The sequence below is a fragment of the Microbacterium sp. NPDC091382 genome, from assembly GCF_044757025.1.
Lineage (GTDB): Bacteria > Actinomycetota > Actinomycetes > Actinomycetales > Microbacteriaceae > Microbacterium.
In genome coordinates, this window is the sequence record NZ_JBIVUD010000003.1 from 458,046 (window position 1) to 473,412 (window position 15,367).

Genomic DNA, 15,367 nt, shown 5'->3' on the forward strand with positions numbered 1-15,367 from the left:
GGAATATGCCCGTCGATGGAGTATGAATGACGCATGGCATCGACTCTCGGCCCGACGGGCTTCTGGATCCTCACGGCTCTCGCCGGTGGGCGACGTCACGGCTACAACATCCTGCGCGAGGTGGATGCCGCCTCGTCGGGGCGCGCGGCGATGAAGGTTACGACCCTCTACGCCGCCCTCGAACGCCTCGAGCGCGAGGGCCTCATCCGCGCCGACGGCGAGGAGGTCGTCGGCGGCCGTGCCCGGCGGTACTTCGCGATCGAGGACGCCGGGGGCGCGGCGCTCGAAGCCGAGATCGCGGCGCTCGAGCATCAGGCTCGTGTGGCTCGCGAGAGGCTGCGCGCGGCGGGGCGTCCCGCGATGCAACCGGGCTTCGGCCGGGCGGCCCTCGCGTGAACGGGGTCGACGAGCGACGGTTCCGTCGCCTGCTGGCCTGGTACCCCCGCTCGTGGCGCCGTGATCACGGCGAGGTGCTGGTCGCCATGATGCTCGACGAGGCGGAGCGCACGGGACGGGCGCGACCCACCAGCGCCGAGAATCGCGCCGCGGTCGTCCACGGCCTGGGGGCTCGGCTGGGGGCGATGACGGCGATCGTCGCGGCATCCTTCGCGATCCTCGCGATCGCTGCGGGGCAGGTCGGCATCCTGTTCCTCACCGGTGGCGGCCAGGCCCTGCACGAGCCGTTGCTGTTCGCGATGACGGGCGTCGCGCCCGCGGCGACGGGGATCGCCCTCGTCGCGCTGATGCGTGCAGCCGGGCTGCTCGGGGACGGCGCGGCGCTGAGCGCCGCGGCCTTCCTCGCGCTCGCGGGTGTGTGCAGCGGCTCGGCGGGGATCGGGTGGAGCCAGGGATTCGATGCGGCAGATGCAGGCCTGCCCCAGACAGGTCTGGCCGCACTCACCGTGCCGCTGGCCGGCGCCGGCACCCTGCTCACGCTGATCGCGTTCATCCTGCTGCTCACTCCTCCGCTGCGGCGCACAGGGGTCGGGTCGGCAGGGTCGCTCCTGGCGGTCGTCGTCTCTGCCATCGCCGCGCCGGTCGCGGGAGGACTCGTCTTCTTCTCGCCCGGAACCACCGCGGTCGCGGCCATCGCGATCCTCGTCGTGGCCGCGCTCCCTCGGGTGCGGGACGCGCGACGGAGCGAGGGCTCCCGCGCTCCGTCGACGCCACTCCGAACGGTGCCTCTCGCACCCGCGTCGGAGGAGGCCGCGAGCGGGGCACTGCTCCGTCGCGTCCTCGCCGGGATCGCTTTGATCGGAGGCGCGACGGGGATGGCCTGGGCCTTCGCCGGGGCGGCGTGGTCGACGGCAGCGAGAGGGGATGAGACCCAGGCGATGCGCGAAGGGATCGTCGTCCTCGCCCTCAGCATGATCCCGGCACTGACCGCTCTGGGGATCGTGTTGAGCCGCTCCCGCCGGACGGCGGCTCGTGACGTCTGGATCCCGGTGATCGCCGCGTCGACCGGTTTCGCCGCGATCGCTGCGGACTACGCGATCTCGGACGGCCGCGGTGACCTCACCGTCGGGTGGGTCGGTGGGGCCGTGGCCATCGGTGTGGCGCTCGCGTGGTGGATCGTCGCGCGGATGCCCCTGAGCGGCGCCGGCGGCAACGGAATCGGCATGCGGATCGGCGTCGGTCTCGGCATCGTGCTCGCCTACGCCCTCGTACTCGGCCTCGCTCTCACGCCGATGCTCGCGTTCACGACCCCGGTGGTCGCACTCGTCGTGCTCGTCCTGCCGTGGCGGCGGGCGTCCGGCGGCACCTCCGCTCCCGCTGCGGGCCAGGTCGCGTAGATGGACCAGCCGGGACGAGCGTGGGCGACGGCGGCGATCGTCGCGGCATCCCTCGCCGTGGTGGCGGCGATCGTCGGGGGCGTCGGTGCGATCCTTCCCGAGGCGCCGGACGCATCGCTGTTCGTCGCCGGGGGGATCGCCCCCGCGGCCGTGGGCGTCGCGCTGGCAGCGATCGCCCGCGTCAGCCGGCTGATGGGGGCTCGTGGAGCCGGGGTCCTCGTCGTCGCCGCCGTCGTGGCAGGAGCGTTCGGAGGTCTCGCGGCCATTGCGCTGCGGGAGTCCTTCCAGGGCAGCGAGAACGGATCGCCCGCTGCACGCGGCGATGTGCCCGCCCTCGCTGCCGTCGGCATCGTGGCGCTCGCCGTCTTCCTCGTCGCGCCGGGGTGTCGTCTGCTTCACCGTGCCGGTCTGCCGGCTTGGGCATCGGCGATCCTCGGCGTCATCGGCGGGGCCGTCATCGCGCCCTTCGTCGGCGTCATCGCCGCCGTCGTGCATCTCCTGACGGCCGTCGCCGCCGTCGCCCTCATCGGCTGCGCCGCGGAGATGCGGCGACGGATGCCGGTTCCCGCCGTCCCGGCCTGAGCGGACCCGGGACCCGTCGCGACGGGCCCCGGGTCCGAGCGTCAGACGCTCGCGGGAATGCGCACGCCGGTCGACAGGCGCTCGGCCGCGTAGGCTTCGGCGGCGTCGAGCGGGGTGACTCCGCGGCCGGCCGCATCATCGAAGAGGCGTCGCAGCGTGTCGCCGATGCCGTCGATGCGCGTCGCGATCTCCTCGCGGTGGCCGGGCGTGCGCGCTTCGACGTCGAGGTAGATCACGCCGCCCGCGTTCGCGACGAAGTCGGGGGCGTAGAGGATGCCGCGCTCCGCCAGGCGCACCGCGCCGGAGCGCTCTGCGAGCGGATTGTTCGCGGGGCCGCAGACGGCCTTCGCGGCGAGGACGTCGATGACCTCGTCGGTGAGCACCCCGCCGATGCCGGCCGGGACGAACACGTCGGCGGGCACGAGGTGCTCGGTGCCGGGCTCGACCCACGTCGCTCCGAGCTCGGCGGCGAGCGACATCTTCGCGGGGTTCACGTCGGTGACGGTGAGGATCGCGCCCTCACCCGACAGCCGGACGGCGAGACGGCTGCCCACCTGGCCGAGCCCCGAGATCGTGACGCGGCGGCCGGCGACCTCGGGCGAGCCCGCGACGCGCTCGAGGGTCGCGCGGAGCGCCGCATAGACGCCGCGGCTCGTGGGGCCGGCGGGCTCGCCCGAGCCGCCCACGGAGTCGGGAAGGCCCACGACGTGCGCCGTCCGCTCGCTGACGACGAGCATGTCGTCGGTCGTCGAGCCCACGTCCTCGGCCGTCCGGTACTGGCCCTCGAAGGACTCGACTGCGTCGCCGAGGTCCAGGAACGCCGCCCGGCGACGATCGGCGTCGAGGGTGTCCGCCTCGCTCAGCGCGATGACGGACTTGCCGCCCCCGGCATCCAATCCCGCGGTGGCGTTCTTCAGCGTCATCGCCGCCGACAGGCGCAGCGCGTCGCCCATCGCGTCGGACCAGTGCGGGTAACGCCACAGGCGCGCGCCGCCGAGGGCGGGGCCGAGCGTCGACGAGTGAAGGGCGACGGTGACGACCAGGCCGCTCCGCCGGCCCGTGATCACCTCCACGCGCTCGTGGGTGAAATCGGGCAGGGGCAGAGAATGCGTCATCGCGATCCTTGTCGACGGGCCTTGTGGGCGCTGCGGTGCGGATGCCGCCGATCTGCGGCATCCATCATCATTCTGCCTCCCTTATCGCCCGCCGCCTAGGCTGTGGCCCATGCACGAGAACCTCAGCGCCCGCAGCCGTCTCGTCCGCGACGCCCTGCACGCAGCCGGCATTCCGGGCGAGATCGTCGTCCTGCCCGACGCGGCGTCGACCGCCGTGCTCGCCGCCGAGGCCCTGGGCGTCGAGGTGGGCGCGATCGCGAACAGCCTCGTGTTCCAGTGCGACGGGCGGCCGCTGCTGGTCATGACCAGCGGCGCCCACCGGGTCGACACGGCAGCCCTCTCTGCGCGGATCGGGAGAGGGAGGATCATCCGCGCGACCCCGGAGCAGGTGCGCGAGGCCACGGGTCAGGCCATCGGCGGCGTCGCGCCCGTCGGCCACCCGTCGCCCCTCGAGACGCTCGTCGACGAGGATCTCGCCCACCACCCGCGGATCTGGGCGGCCGGCGGCACGCCGCACACCGTCTTCCCGATGACCTTCGACGAACTCGTCCGGCTCACCGGCGGGAGCGTCGTCTCGGTGGTGTGACGCCCGCTCAGGTGTGGATGAGTTCCCGCCAGTTGAGGGGAACGCGGCCCCGCGGGCCCGGGGAGGGCTGATCGGCCGGGTGGCTGGTGGGGTCGGCGAGTTCCGGACCGGTGAACATGGTCTCGTCGACGTAGTCCCAGAACCAGTCCTCGCCGGGCTCGAAACTCTGCACGAGGCGATGTCCGGTCTCGCGGAAGTGCGCCGTCGCGTGCTGCCCCGGCGACGTGTCGCAGCACCCGACGTGACCGCACGCCGCGCAGCGGCGCAGGTGGACCCAGAATCCTGCCTGCCGATCGCACTCGGCGCAGCCCGCGCCCGAGGGGGCGACGTTGGTGTCGATGTCGGAGTCCATGGGGTCCCTTCGGGGTCAGTAGGCGAGGGCGCGGTGCACCGAGGCGACAGCGCTCGATCCTTCGCCGACGGCGGCGGCGACGCGCTTCATCGATCCGCGCCGCACGTCACCGGCGGCGAACACTCGCGGAGCGGAGGTCTCGAACGGGAACGGCTCCCGCCCGAGGTCCCGCCACTGCGCGATGGACTGCACGGCCACGTCGGCGCCGGTGCGGATGAAGCCGTCCCTGTCCCGGTCGATGGCGGGCACCCATGATGTCGCCGGGTCCGCCCCGATGAAGCAGAAGAGCCCCCGCGCGTCGACGGCGCCGGCGGAGTCGATCGTGACGGACTCGAGAGTCCCGTCCCCGTCGAGCGCGGTGACATGGGATGCCGTGTGCACCCGCACGCGCGGATCGTCGGCGAGCCGGTCGGCGAGGTAGCTCGACATCCGGGCGCGCAGGTCCGTGCCGCGGATCACCAGGTGCACGGGCGAGCCGTGCGCGGCGAGGTACAGGGCCGCCTGGCCGGCGGAGTTCGCCCCGCCGACGACGACGACCGGCTTGTTCTGCACCTGGCGGAGCTCCAGCGGGGTCGCGGCGTAGTAGACGCCGGAACGCTCGAAATCCTCCCAGCGGTCCAGGGCGAGGCGGCGATACGCGGCACCGGAGGTGACGATCGCGCTGCGGGCGCGGATGACGCGGCCGTCGGAGAGGGTGACATCCAGCAGGTCGGCGCCCACCTGGGCGAGCGCGACCGCCTCGCACGGCGCGTAGACGCGGACGCCGAACTTCAGCGCCTGCAGGACCGCCTGACCGATGAGGTCGCCGCCGCTCACGCCGAAGGGGAACCCGAGGAAGTTCTCGATGCGCGAGGTGGATGCCGCCTGCCCGCCCGGGGCGACGGCGTCGAGCAGGACGGTGCTCAGCCCTTCGGACGCGCCGTAGATCGCCGCCGCGAGTCCCGCGGGACCGCCGCCGACGACCACGAGATCGACGACCTCGTCGGACTCGGCCTGGTAGCTGAGTCCCAGGCGGTCGGCGACGAGTCCCGGCGTGGCACGGGGGATCGGCTCGCCCTGCACGTAGGCGACGGGCAGGTCCTCGGCCGCGACCTCGTGCACCTCGAGCGTGTCGAGATCGTCGGGAGCGAGCGCGACGGCCTTGTGGACGAGGTCGAGCCGCTCCGCGAACCGCCGCAGCGACAGGAAGTCGCTCGAGGTCGTCGTCCCGACGAACTTGAGCGTCATCGCGGCCGGACCCGTGCGAAGCGACTCGCGGCGCGCCCACAGCGCGTGCAGGATGAGGTCGCAGAGCTCGTCGTCCTCGCTCATGATCTCGCGGAGCGCCGCCCGGGAGAGGCGGTGCACCCGGCCCGCCTTCGTCACCCGGGCCGACAGGAACGCGCTCTGGCCGTTGAGGATGCCGAGCTCGCCGGCGAACCGGCCGGGTCCCACCGTCGTGATGACCGCCTCGCCGATCCAGCGCAACGCGTCACGGACGATCTCGACCTCGCCCGTCTCGATGAAGATCAGGTCGTATCCGGCATCGCCCGTGCGGAAGACGTAGTCGCCGACCTCGACGTCCTGCGGGACCGCGGCGGCGATGAGTCGCCGCCAGTGCACGTCGGAGAGGTCGGGCGACATCATCGCGTCCATCGACATGGGAGCGTTCTCGTGCGCCATGGCGCCCAACCTACCGACCCGCGGGGGAGACGGGGGCGTCGGATCCGGACTGCACCGCCCGGATGAGGGACTGCGCGTCGTACGGCCCGGTGTGTCGGCGGCCGTTGACGAAGAACGTCGGGACCGAGTGGATGTTCATCGCTTCGGCGTCGAACATGTCGTCACGCACTCTGCTCGCCACATCGGGTGCCGTGAGATCCCGCTCGAAGGTCGGCACGTCGAGCCCGAGGCGGGCCGCGAGGCGCACGATGTCGGAGGGCAGCTGATTGTCCTGGTCGGCGAACAGGCCGCGTTCGAACTCGAAGAACTTGCCCTGCTTCGCCGCCGCCTCCGAGGCCTCCGCACCCGCGAGAGCGTTGGGATGCTGCTCGGTGAGGGGTGCGTGCCGCCAGACGTAGCGGAGGTCGGGCCCGAGCTCGGACATGACCTCCTGGATCGATCCCGAGGCCTTCAGGCAGAACCCGCACTGGAAGTCGCCGTACTCGACGATCTCGTAGGGCGCGTCGGCGGACCCGAAGATGTGGTCGCGGCGTGGGTCGACGGGGCGGACGAGCGTCTGGCCGACCTCCTCCTCGGGACTGCGCGCGTCCGCGATGCGGAACAGGACGGTCCCGAGCGCGAGGGCGATGACGGATGCCGCGAGCACCCCCACCCGCGCCTGGTTCTGCGCGTCCGGGTCTTCGATCGCGAGGTCGATGATGAAGAGCGAGATCGTGAAGCCGATGCCGGCCAGGGCCGCGCCGCCGCCGATCCGGTCGAGCGAGAGCCCGGGGCCGAAGTCGCCGATCTTCAGGGCTTTGAGGACGGCGGTCGACCCCCAGATGCCCGCGAGCTTGCCGACGACCAGACCCACGACGACGCCCCACGTCAGGGGCGAGGTCACGGCGGCGGCGAGGATCTCGGGGCTGAGGGAGACGCCCGCGTTCGCGAGGGCGAACAGCGGCAGGATCACGTAGGCCACATACGGGGCGTAGGCGGTCTGCAGGCGCTCGTTGATGGAGATCGATTCGCGGAGGCTGTTCGCCGCGGCCCGCGCGTACTCGGTGCTCGGCGACTGGCGGAACGTGCGGGCGAGCTCGAGCGCATGCTCGACGTCGCGACGGTCGGGCCGGTACACCGGGACGAGCAGGGCGATGGCGACACCGGCCAGCGTGGGGTGCACGCCCGACGCGAGGAAGGCGAGCCAGACGACGATGGCGAGCGTCGCGTAGATCGGGCCGCGCCCCGCGCGGAGATAGCGGACGAGGTAGATGCCGACGAGTCCGACCGCGGCGATGACGAGCGGCATCGGTGTGAAGGTCTCGGTGTAGACGAGCGCGATGATGCTGAGGGCTCCGATGTCGTCGACGACGGCGAGGGCGAGGAGGAACACGCGCAGGCGTCCTGAGCCGCGCGGACCGATGAGCGCGAGGGCTCCCACGAGGAAGGCCGTGTCGGTGGAGATGACCACGCCCCAGGCATCCGCGTTCCCCGTCGGGCCAGCGATGAGGACGAAGAGGAGGGCGGGCAGGGCGAGCCCCGCGACGGCCGCGACGACCGGCACGACCGCGCGGGACCAGCTGGTCAGCTCGCCGATCGCGAACTCCCGCCTCACCTCGAGACCGACGGTGAAGAAGAAGATCGCCATCAGCGCGTCGTTGACGAGCGCGTGCAGCGTGAAGTCGAGGTGGATGTCGCCCAGCCCGATCATCAGATGGGTGTCCCAGAACCCGTTGTAGGTCTGCGAGGAGATGTTCGCCCACACGATGGCGGCGGCGGTGGCGATCAGCAGGAGCAGTGCACCCGTCCGGGTGCGGCCCATTCTGCCCACGTGATCCGCGATCGAAGCGAGTTTGCGCGGCATGCATCCTCCGGGAGGGTCGAGTCGGATGCCAGTCTCCACCCCCGGCCGGGGTTCTGTCAGCGGGGAGCGGTGAGGATCTCGTGACAGACGACGGCGGCCGCGGCCGACCATGCCTGCGGCCTGCAGGCCGCGGGGTAGGGGGCCGGCACGGAGACGTCGCTCGCGGCGTCACCGGCATGGAGCTCCGGCATGCGATACGCGAACGCCCCGGCGGCGGCGAGCATTCCGCCGACGAGGACGCGCGACTGGTGTGCGAGGCCGGCGCGCGCCATCCCGCGCGCGACGATGGCCGTGTCGTGCGCCCAGACGCTGCCGCCGTGGTAGCTGAGCGGCCAGTACCCGCCGGCGTCGGTCGACATCGTGCGCAGGCCGAAGCCCGATGACATCGAGGGGCCGACGAGCAGGTCGGCGACGGCGCGCTCCTCGTCGCGATCGAGGATGCCGGTGCCCAGCAGGTGCCCCGCGTTCGAGGTCAGGGTGTCGACCGGCCGGCCGTCGCGGTCGAGGGCGATCGCCGGGTAGCGGCCTTCCGGTGTCTCGACCCAGAAACGCTCGCGGAAGCGGTCGCGGAGATCGGCCGCCCAGGAGCGCAGACGCTCGGCGCCGTCCTCTCCGAGCGCATCCAGCAGATCGGCGGCGCGGACCGCGGCCTCGTAGGCGTAGCCCTGCACTTCCGAGAGCGCGATCGGGCCGTTCGCAAGCGTCCCGTCGCGCCACTGGATCGAGTCGCCCGAGTCCTTCCAGCCCTGGTTGGACAGTCCGTGCCCCGTCTCGTCGACGTAGTCGAGGAAGCCGTCCGCGTTCGCCGACGCGATCACCCAGTCGAGGGCGTCGTGCATCGTCGGAAGCAGGTCTCGCACCTCGGCCTCCGGCATCCCGGCCCCGTGTGCTTCGGCGAGCAATGTGATCCACAGCGGGGTCGCGTCGACCGTGCCGTAGTACAGCGGCGGCAGCGAGATGCCCTCACCGGGCATCGTGAGGGTGCCCGCGCGCAGCTCGTGGGCGATCTTGCCGGGCTGCTCAGCGGTCGCGGGGTCGGCGTTGGAGCCCTGCAGCCTGCCGAGGACGCGCAGGGTGGATGCCGCCATGCCCGGATCGACGGAGAGGAACAGTCTCGCCGCCCACAGCGAGTCGCGCCCGAAGAGCGTGAAGAACCACGGAGCTCCGGCGGCGAAGAACTCGTCGGGATTGCCCGGCAACGTCAGCCGCAGGGCGTCGAGGTCGTCGAGCGCCTGGCGGAGCCAGCGGAACAACCGCGGGTCGATCCCCTCGACCGGCTCGAGTGCCCAGTCGACCTGACGCGTCGTCCCCCGGACGACGAGCGACGGGTCGTCGAGGTCGACGCGCCACGACACCGTGACTGACGACCGCGGCGGACAGGTCACACGCCAGGTCAGGATGAGGTCGTCGCCGGCCTCGGTCACCTCGGCGCCGGATGCGAGCAGTCGCATCGACGCCTCTCCCGCCGTCAGCTCCACGGCGTCGCCCGAGAGCGTCCGCTCGATCGAGGCGTCGCCGTCGGCGCCGGATTTGACCAGCTGCATCGGCGTGGCGTCCGGGGTGACGGTGACCTCGAGCGTCAGGTCGACCCGTTCCTCCAGGTGCGAGACGAGGGTGAACTCCTCCGTCATCCGTCCGTCCGCGACGAGGCGGCGACGGGTGAGTCGGATCTTCGGATCCGGCGTGCGGTCGTCGAGTCGTCGCAGGAGGGCCTCGAACCGCGCGTCGGATGCCGAGTCCATCGAGCGCGAGATCCATTCCGGTGCGTGGTGTGTCGCGGCATCCGTCCCGTAGCGGACGCGGGTCGCGCGGACGAAGCGCGTGTCGCCGTGGAAGACGCCGTCGATCGCGCCGGCACCGATCTCGCCGTCTGGACGGGACCACACCTGGGTGGGCGCGCGGAGGACGGCGACGGCGTCGGACAGGAAGGGCTGGAGGCCTGCGGTCATCCCTTGACTGCTCCTTCGGAGGTGTTCATGATGCGTTTCTGGAAGATGAAGAAGACGACGGCGACGGGAATCGTCATGAGCGCCGCGGCGGCGAGCTTCAGCGGGTACTGCGTGCCCTGACTCAGTTGACCCGACGACAGGCTCGCCACGCCGCGCGTGAGGGTGAACAGGTTCGGATCCTGGACCGACACGATGAAGTGGGTCAGCTCGTTCCACGATCCCTGGAACGAGAGGATCACGATCGTGATGAGCGCCGGCCGCGCCATCGGGAGGACGACCGACCAGTAGACGCGGAAGGTTCCCGCGCCGTCGATGCGCGCCTGCTCCTCCACCGAAGGTGGGATCGACTCGAAGAAGTTCTTCATGATGAACACGCCCGCCGCGTCGACGAGCAGCGGCAGGATCATCCCCGCATACGAGTCGTACATCCCGAGCTGGTTGAGGACGAGGAAGCGCGGGATGAGGAGCACGACCGCGGGAACCGCCATGACCGCCACCACCAGCGCGAAGATGACGCCTCTGCCGCGGAAGGTCAGGCGAGCGAGCGCGTAGCCGGCGAGCGAGACGAAGAACACGCGTCCCAGGGTCACGAGGACCGTCACGACCGCCGAGTTCGCGAACCACAGCGGGAAGTCGCTGTTCAGGAACAAGCGCTCGTAAGCCGCCGTCGTGAACGTCTGCGGGATGAGCGAGATGGGGCTGGATGCCGCCTCCTGCTCGCTCTTGAACGAGGTCGCCACCTGCACGAGGAACGGGTAGATGTAGATGAGGGCGAGCAGGGCGAGGATCCCGTAGAGCGCGACCTGTCCGAGTCGGGATGCCGGGGTGAGCCGGCCCCGCCGCCGAGGTGCGCGGTCGATCGGCCCGTCGGTGAGCGTCTTCGTGCGAGCGAGGGTTCTGCTGTCGGTCACGACCGTGCCCCCTTCGGCGTGTATGCGCGGATGCGCCGCTTCGAGACGGGACGCTCGCGCAGGAGCCACCGCTGGAAGAGCGTGAACGCGATGATGATGAGGAACAGGATGAAGGCGATCGCCGCTCCGATTCCCCAGTCTTGATTGCTGAACGCCGACGTGTACGACAGGTACGCGGGGGTGATGGTGGTCTTGCCCGGCTGACCCTTGGTCCCGGTGTAGATCTGATCGAAGACCTGCCAGCACCCGATGAGGCCGAGCGTGATGACGGTGAACAGCGTCGGCCGCAGCTGGGGGAGCGTGATACGCCAGAAGCGCTGCCACGCGTTCGCGCCGTCCATCATGCCCGCCTCGGTCAGCTCGTAGCCGACGTTCTGAAGAGCCGCGATGAACAGGAGCATGAACGTGCCGCTCGTCGTGAAGACGGCCATGAGGATGAAGGCGCTCATCGCGACGGACGGCCCCGCGATCCAGTCCCATCCCGAGAGGCCCAGAAAGCCGGGCCCGGAGATCGCGGCGGGCGCGGCATCCACCCCGAACGCACCGAAGAGCAGGTGGACGATGCCGCGGGGGTCGTTGAACCAGTTCGGTCCTTCGCCCCCGGTCACGGCTGCGATGAGAGCGTTGACGGGGCCGGCGGCGCTGAACAGGAAGATCCACAGCACCGTGATCGCGACCGAACTCGTCACCGACGGGAAGTAGAAGGCGGTGCGGAAGAAGCCGCGCGCCTTCATCATCCGGCGGCTGACGAGGATTGCGAGGAAGAGCGAGAGCGCGGTCTGCAGCGGCACGACGAGGAAGACGTACCAGGCGTTGTTGCGCAGGGCGGTCCCGAAGTCACGACTGCGGAGTCCCTGCCCCGAGGTCAGCTCGCCGTAGTTGTCGAGCCCCACGAAGTTGACGTTCGGTGAGAGCGGACTGCCGCGGCCGCCCCAGTCCGAGACGCTCACCCACAGCGCCATGAGGACGGGGAGGAAGAGGAACACCCCGAGGATCACGACGACGGGGGAGACGAACAGCCACCCGGCGACACCCTCGCCGCGACGCAGACCGCGTGAGCGGTGGTCGCGGCGGGGGGTCTTCTCGGGTGCCCGCTCCGTGGTGACGGGCGAGGCCATGTCAGCCGACGATCGCCTCGAGGTTGGATTGGACGCTCTTCAGGATCGTGGCGGGGTCGCCGTCCTTGAGCGTCGCCAGTTGCGCGTTGAAGTCGGTGAAGACGTCCGACACGCCGTCGTTCGTCGGCACACCCTGCGCGTAATCCGCACCCGACAGGAACGCCTCGAGGTCGGGGTTGTCGGTCGTCCACTGCTCGGCGGCCGACTGCACCGACGGCATCGGGCCGAACGCCTTCGAGAATGCGAGCTGCTGCTCGGCCGTCGTCAGGTACTCGACGAGGCTGAGAGCGGCCTCCTGGTTGGGGCTGTCCGCGGCCATGCCCCAGCAGTTGGTGAACTGCAGCGTGCCCTTCCCGGCCGGACCGGCGGGGAGTTCTACCACGAGGGGGTCGACGTCGGGGTAGTCGCCGAGCGCGCCGGTGATCCAGTTGCCCTCGATCGTCATGGCGCCCAGCTGCTTGCCGAGGGCCTCTCCGCCCCATCCCGCGCCGACGTCGGCGGCGTAGGCGAACGTGCCGTCGGCGAGGTGCTCCTTGACGTAGGCGAGGGCCTCGGTGTTCTCCTGACTGTCGGCGACGGCTGTGGTGCCGTCCTCCGACACGAGTCGGCCGCCGGCTTCGGCCATGAACGCGCCTACCCGCTGGTACTCGCCGCTGAAGACGAGACCGGTCGTGTTGCCCGAGGTCAGCTTCTTCGCCGCTGCGGCCAGCGACTCCCAGTCGGTCGGGATGTCGGCATCCGTGAGGCCCGCCTTGTCCCACAGGTTCTTGTTGATGATCAGCTGCAGCGTCGAGAAGTCCTTCGGCGCGCAGTAGAACTTGTCGTCGTAGGTGAAGTTCGTGACGAGCGACGGGTAGAAGTCGCCTTTGTTCTCGAGCTGGTCGCCGTAGGCGATCACCGAGCCGTTGTCGGCGTAACCGGCCAGCAGCTCGGTGGCGAGGTAGAAGAGGTCGGGCGGGTTGCCGCCGGCGAAGCCCTGCGAGAGTTGCTGCGTGAGGTCGGTGGCGGCGATGACCTCGGCGTCGACACCCGAGTCCTTCGACCAGGCCGCGACGGCCTCTTTGACGGCCGCCGTCTCGGCGTCGCCCGAAGATCCGATCATGATCGTGAGGGCGTCGTCGGACGACGTCAGGCCGCCGCCGTCCGCGGACCCCGAGGCGGCGGGGCCGTCGTCGAAGCCCGAGCCGCCGCATCCTGCGAGCGCGAGGGTCGTCGCGAGGCCGACGCCGCCCAGCGCCATGAGTCGTCTGCTGTGTCGCATGTCCGTATCTCCTTCGATCCCGGTGCTGCGATCGTTCCGACCGTGCTGATCTCGGTCGACTTTGAACGATCAAATTGTGGAATGCTGACCAAGGTAAGATGGTGGTCCCATCACTGTCAAGGGGGCGGGATGCGTCGATGAGTGAGAAGTCGATAACGATCGAGGACGTGGCGACGGCGGCCGGCGTCTCGCGTCAGACCGTCAGCAACGTGCTGAACGCGCCGTCGATCGTCAAGACCGCGACGCGTGAGAGGGTTCAAGAGGCCATCGCCCGCCTCGGGTACTCGCCGCACGCCTCCGCCCGGCGCCTTCGCACGCAGCGGAGCGCGACCCTCGGCATCCACCTCGATCCTTACGCGGGCGGGATCTCGGGCGTCGTCCTCGACCGGTTCGTGCATGCGCTGACCGAGAGTGCCGGCGACCGGGGCCTGCGCGTGCTCGTGTACGCGGCATCCGATCAGGACGAGGAGATCCGGCGGATGTCGGACCTCGTCCACGCCGGCGACGTCGAAGCCGTCGTCGTGACGGGCACCCGCTACGACGACCGGCGGATCGCCTGGCTCACCGAGCGCGGTGTGCCCTTCGTCTCGTTCGGGCGCCCGTGGGATGCCGCCTCGCCCGACGAATCCGCACACCTGTGGGTCGACGTCGACGGTGCATCGGGCACGCGCGCCGCGACCGCGCACGCGCTCACCGTCGGTCCGCGCGTCGCGTTCCTCGGCTGGCCTGCGGGATCCCCCACGGGAGACGACCGCGAACGCGGGTGGCGCGAGGCCATGACGGATGCCGGTGCCCGTCCAGACCTGCGACTGTCGGCGGAGGAGCGGGTCGCCGATGCGCGCGAGCGTGTTGCGGAATTGCTGGCGGCGACCGAAGTCGACGCGGTCGTCTGCGCGAGCGACACCCTCGCCGTCGGCGCCCACGTCGCGGCGGTGGCGGCCCAGCGCGCGGACCTCGCGATCATCGGCTTTGACAACACGCCGGCGGCCGAGGCCCTCGGGCTCGCCAGCGTCGAGCAGCTGCCCGAGCTCGTCGCCGCCGGCGCCCTGGACCTGCTCATGGCGGGCGGGACCCGGATCGAGCGCCGCGCCGCCGGCGACGGCGAGGGACACGTGCTGGTGCAGCCGCGCCTCGTCGTGCGCTGAGAGGGGCGAAGCGGTCGGTTCCTGCTCGGCTGGCGGCTGCTCACGGCTGCTGCGGCAACACCCGCGGAGAATCGGCTGCGCGGAGCGCGAAACCAGCCGGGTCGCGCCGCGACCGATCGGATCTCCGCGGTTGGGGCCGACACGGCCCGTCGCAGTCCCTCGGATCTCGGCGCGACGGCCCCGCACCCGTCGCGGTCAGCGCCGTCCGATGCGGCGGGACAGGTCGGCGGCAGCGTCTGCCGCAAGCGAGGCAAGGTGTTCCGGGTCGGCGGACGCGTCCTCGGGCCAGGTGACGGCGATCGCGGCGGCCGGCCAGTCGGCGTGGTCTCGGACGGCGACCCCGACGGAGCGGAAACCGAGCGTGACCTCGCCGTCCTCGGTGGCGTGACCGTCGGCGCGCACCTGACGGAGGAGTTCTCGGAGCTCCGTCGGGCGCCCGGGGCCGCGGCCGGTGCGCTGGGTCGAGAGGGATGCCGCGTCGGGGAACAATGCCCGGATCTGTTCGCGGGGGAGGGCGGCGAGCATCGCGCGCCCGGTCGCCGTCAGGTGCGCGGGCAGGCGCACGCCGACGTCCGTGATGAGCGCGGGACGCCTCGGCGCACGTTCCTCGACGATGTAGAGCACGTCGCGACCGGTCATGACCGCGAGGTGCGCACTCTCGCCCGTGCGATCGGCGAGCTGCGCGACGATGGGACGGCCGAGGCGGGCGAGGGGTTCCTGCCGCGCATAGCCGCCGGCGAGCTCGAAGGCTGCGGTGCCTAGCCCCCAGCGGCGGTCGCCGTCGAGGTGCACGACGAATCCGTGAGCCGCCATCGCCGCCAGCAGGTGATAGACCGTCGAGCGAGGCAGCTCGAGGTGCGTCGCGATCGTCTGCGCGGCGACGGGCCCGCGCTGGTGCGCCAGAAAGCTGAGGATGCGGAGGGTCTGATCGGCCGCGGGCACTTTCGGCTTGCCTGGCCTGTCTGGGATCGGCGCCCGCGGCTTGTCTGGAATCGGCGCCTGCGGCTCGTCTGGAATCGGCGCCTGCGGCTCGTCTGGAATCGGCGCCTG

At 71.2% G+C, this 15,367-nt stretch carries 14 protein-coding genes; 5 read left to right on the forward strand and 9 right to left on the reverse strand.

The window, feature by feature from the left end; all coding sequences use genetic code 11:
• Nucleotides 1–33 precede the first annotated feature (33 nt).
• Genes ACIQLK_RS13755 through ACIQLK_RS13765 form a run of 3 tightly spaced genes read left to right on the forward strand, consistent with a single transcriptional unit; the run spans nucleotide 34 to nucleotide 2,375 of the window.
• The gene (locus ACIQLK_RS13755) at nucleotides 34–396 is read left to right on the forward strand and encodes a PadR family transcriptional regulator (protein ID WP_400365449.1); all 363 of its coding nucleotides are present in this window, start codon (nucleotides 34–36) and stop codon (nucleotides 394–396) included.
• A complete protein-coding gene (locus ACIQLK_RS13760; protein ID WP_400365451.1) occupies nucleotides 393–1,793 on the forward strand; it encodes a hypothetical protein in 1,401 nt (466 codons plus the stop codon). The genes ACIQLK_RS13755 and ACIQLK_RS13760 overlap by 4 nt, the downstream gene beginning before the upstream one ends.
• The gene (locus tag ACIQLK_RS13765; RefSeq protein ID WP_400365453.1) at nucleotides 1,794–2,375 is read left to right on the forward strand and encodes a hypothetical protein; all 582 of its coding nucleotides are present in this window, start codon (nucleotides 1,794–1,796) and stop codon (nucleotides 2,373–2,375) included.
• Between the two features lie 41 nt (nucleotides 2,376–2,416).
• Here ACIQLK_RS13765 and ACIQLK_RS13770 read toward each other — a convergent pair whose 3' ends face one another.
• Entirely contained in the window at nucleotides 2,417–3,490 is a 1,074-nt protein-coding gene (locus ACIQLK_RS13770; protein WP_400365454.1) for a Glu/Leu/Phe/Val dehydrogenase dimerization domain-containing protein, read from the reverse strand.
• Between the two features lie 109 nt (nucleotides 3,491–3,599).
• On the opposite strand from ACIQLK_RS13770, the gene ACIQLK_RS13775 reads away from it, so the two are divergent.
• Nucleotides 3,600–4,076 (forward strand): YbaK/EbsC family protein, encoded by a 477-nt coding sequence (locus ACIQLK_RS13775; protein WP_400365455.1) that lies wholly within the window; start codon nucleotides 3,600–3,602, stop codon nucleotides 4,074–4,076.
• 7 nt (nucleotides 4,077–4,083) lie between these two features.
• Here ACIQLK_RS13775 and ACIQLK_RS13780 read toward each other — a convergent pair whose 3' ends face one another.
• Genes ACIQLK_RS13780 through ACIQLK_RS13810 form a run of 7 tightly spaced genes read right to left on the reverse strand, consistent with a single transcriptional unit; the run spans nucleotide 4,084 to nucleotide 13,172 of the window.
• Nucleotides 4,084–4,428 carry a UBP-type zinc finger domain-containing protein gene (locus ACIQLK_RS13780; RefSeq protein WP_400365457.1) on the reverse strand — a complete coding sequence of 115 codons (345 nt, stop codon included), beginning with the start codon at nucleotides 4,426–4,428 and terminating at the stop codon, nucleotides 4,084–4,086.
• Between the two features lie 15 nt (nucleotides 4,429–4,443).
• Nucleotides 4,444–6,090 (reverse strand): FAD-dependent oxidoreductase, encoded by a 1,647-nt coding sequence (locus ACIQLK_RS13785; RefSeq protein WP_400365459.1) that lies wholly within the window; start codon nucleotides 6,088–6,090, stop codon nucleotides 4,444–4,446.
• A gap of 10 nt (nucleotides 6,091–6,100) precedes the next feature.
• The gene (gene nhaA / locus ACIQLK_RS13790; RefSeq protein ID WP_400365461.1) at nucleotides 6,101–7,933 is read right to left on the reverse strand and encodes a Na+/H+ antiporter NhaA; all 1,833 of its coding nucleotides are present in this window, start codon (nucleotides 7,931–7,933) and stop codon (nucleotides 6,101–6,103) included.
• Nucleotides 7,934–7,989: 56 nt separating this feature from the next.
• A complete protein-coding gene (locus ACIQLK_RS13795; protein ID WP_400365463.1) occupies nucleotides 7,990–9,882 on the reverse strand; it encodes a glycogen debranching N-terminal domain-containing protein in 1,893 nt (630 codons plus the stop codon).
• Entirely contained in the window at nucleotides 9,879–10,793 is a 915-nt protein-coding gene (locus ACIQLK_RS13800) for a carbohydrate ABC transporter permease (protein ID WP_400365465.1), read from the reverse strand. Before ACIQLK_RS13800 ends, ACIQLK_RS13795 begins: the two co-directional genes overlap by 4 nt.
• Nucleotides 10,790–11,911 carry a carbohydrate ABC transporter permease gene (locus tag ACIQLK_RS13805; RefSeq protein WP_400365467.1) on the reverse strand — a complete coding sequence of 374 codons (1,122 nt, stop codon included), beginning with the start codon at nucleotides 11,909–11,911 and terminating at the stop codon, nucleotides 10,790–10,792. The genes ACIQLK_RS13800 and ACIQLK_RS13805 overlap by 4 nt, the downstream gene beginning before the upstream one ends.
• A gap of 1 nt (nucleotide 11,912) precedes the next feature.
• Nucleotides 11,913–13,172 carry an extracellular solute-binding protein gene (locus ACIQLK_RS13810; RefSeq protein ID WP_400365469.1) on the reverse strand — a complete coding sequence of 420 codons (1,260 nt, stop codon included), beginning with the start codon at nucleotides 13,170–13,172 and terminating at the stop codon, nucleotides 11,913–11,915.
• Between the two features lie 137 nt (nucleotides 13,173–13,309).
• On the opposite strand from ACIQLK_RS13810, the gene ACIQLK_RS13815 reads away from it, so the two are divergent.
• Nucleotides 13,310–14,317 carry a LacI family DNA-binding transcriptional regulator gene (locus ACIQLK_RS13815; RefSeq protein ID WP_400365470.1) on the forward strand — a complete coding sequence of 336 codons (1,008 nt, stop codon included), beginning with the start codon at nucleotides 13,310–13,312 and terminating at the stop codon, nucleotides 14,315–14,317.
• Between the two features lie 195 nt (nucleotides 14,318–14,512).
• On the opposite strand, the gene ACIQLK_RS13820 is transcribed toward ACIQLK_RS13815, so the two are convergent.
• Complete coding sequence (locus tag ACIQLK_RS13820; protein WP_400365596.1) at nucleotides 14,513–15,259, reverse strand: IclR family transcriptional regulator; 747 nt, start codon at nucleotides 15,257–15,259, stop codon at nucleotides 14,513–14,515.
• Between the last annotated feature and the right edge of the window lie 108 nt (nucleotides 15,260–15,367).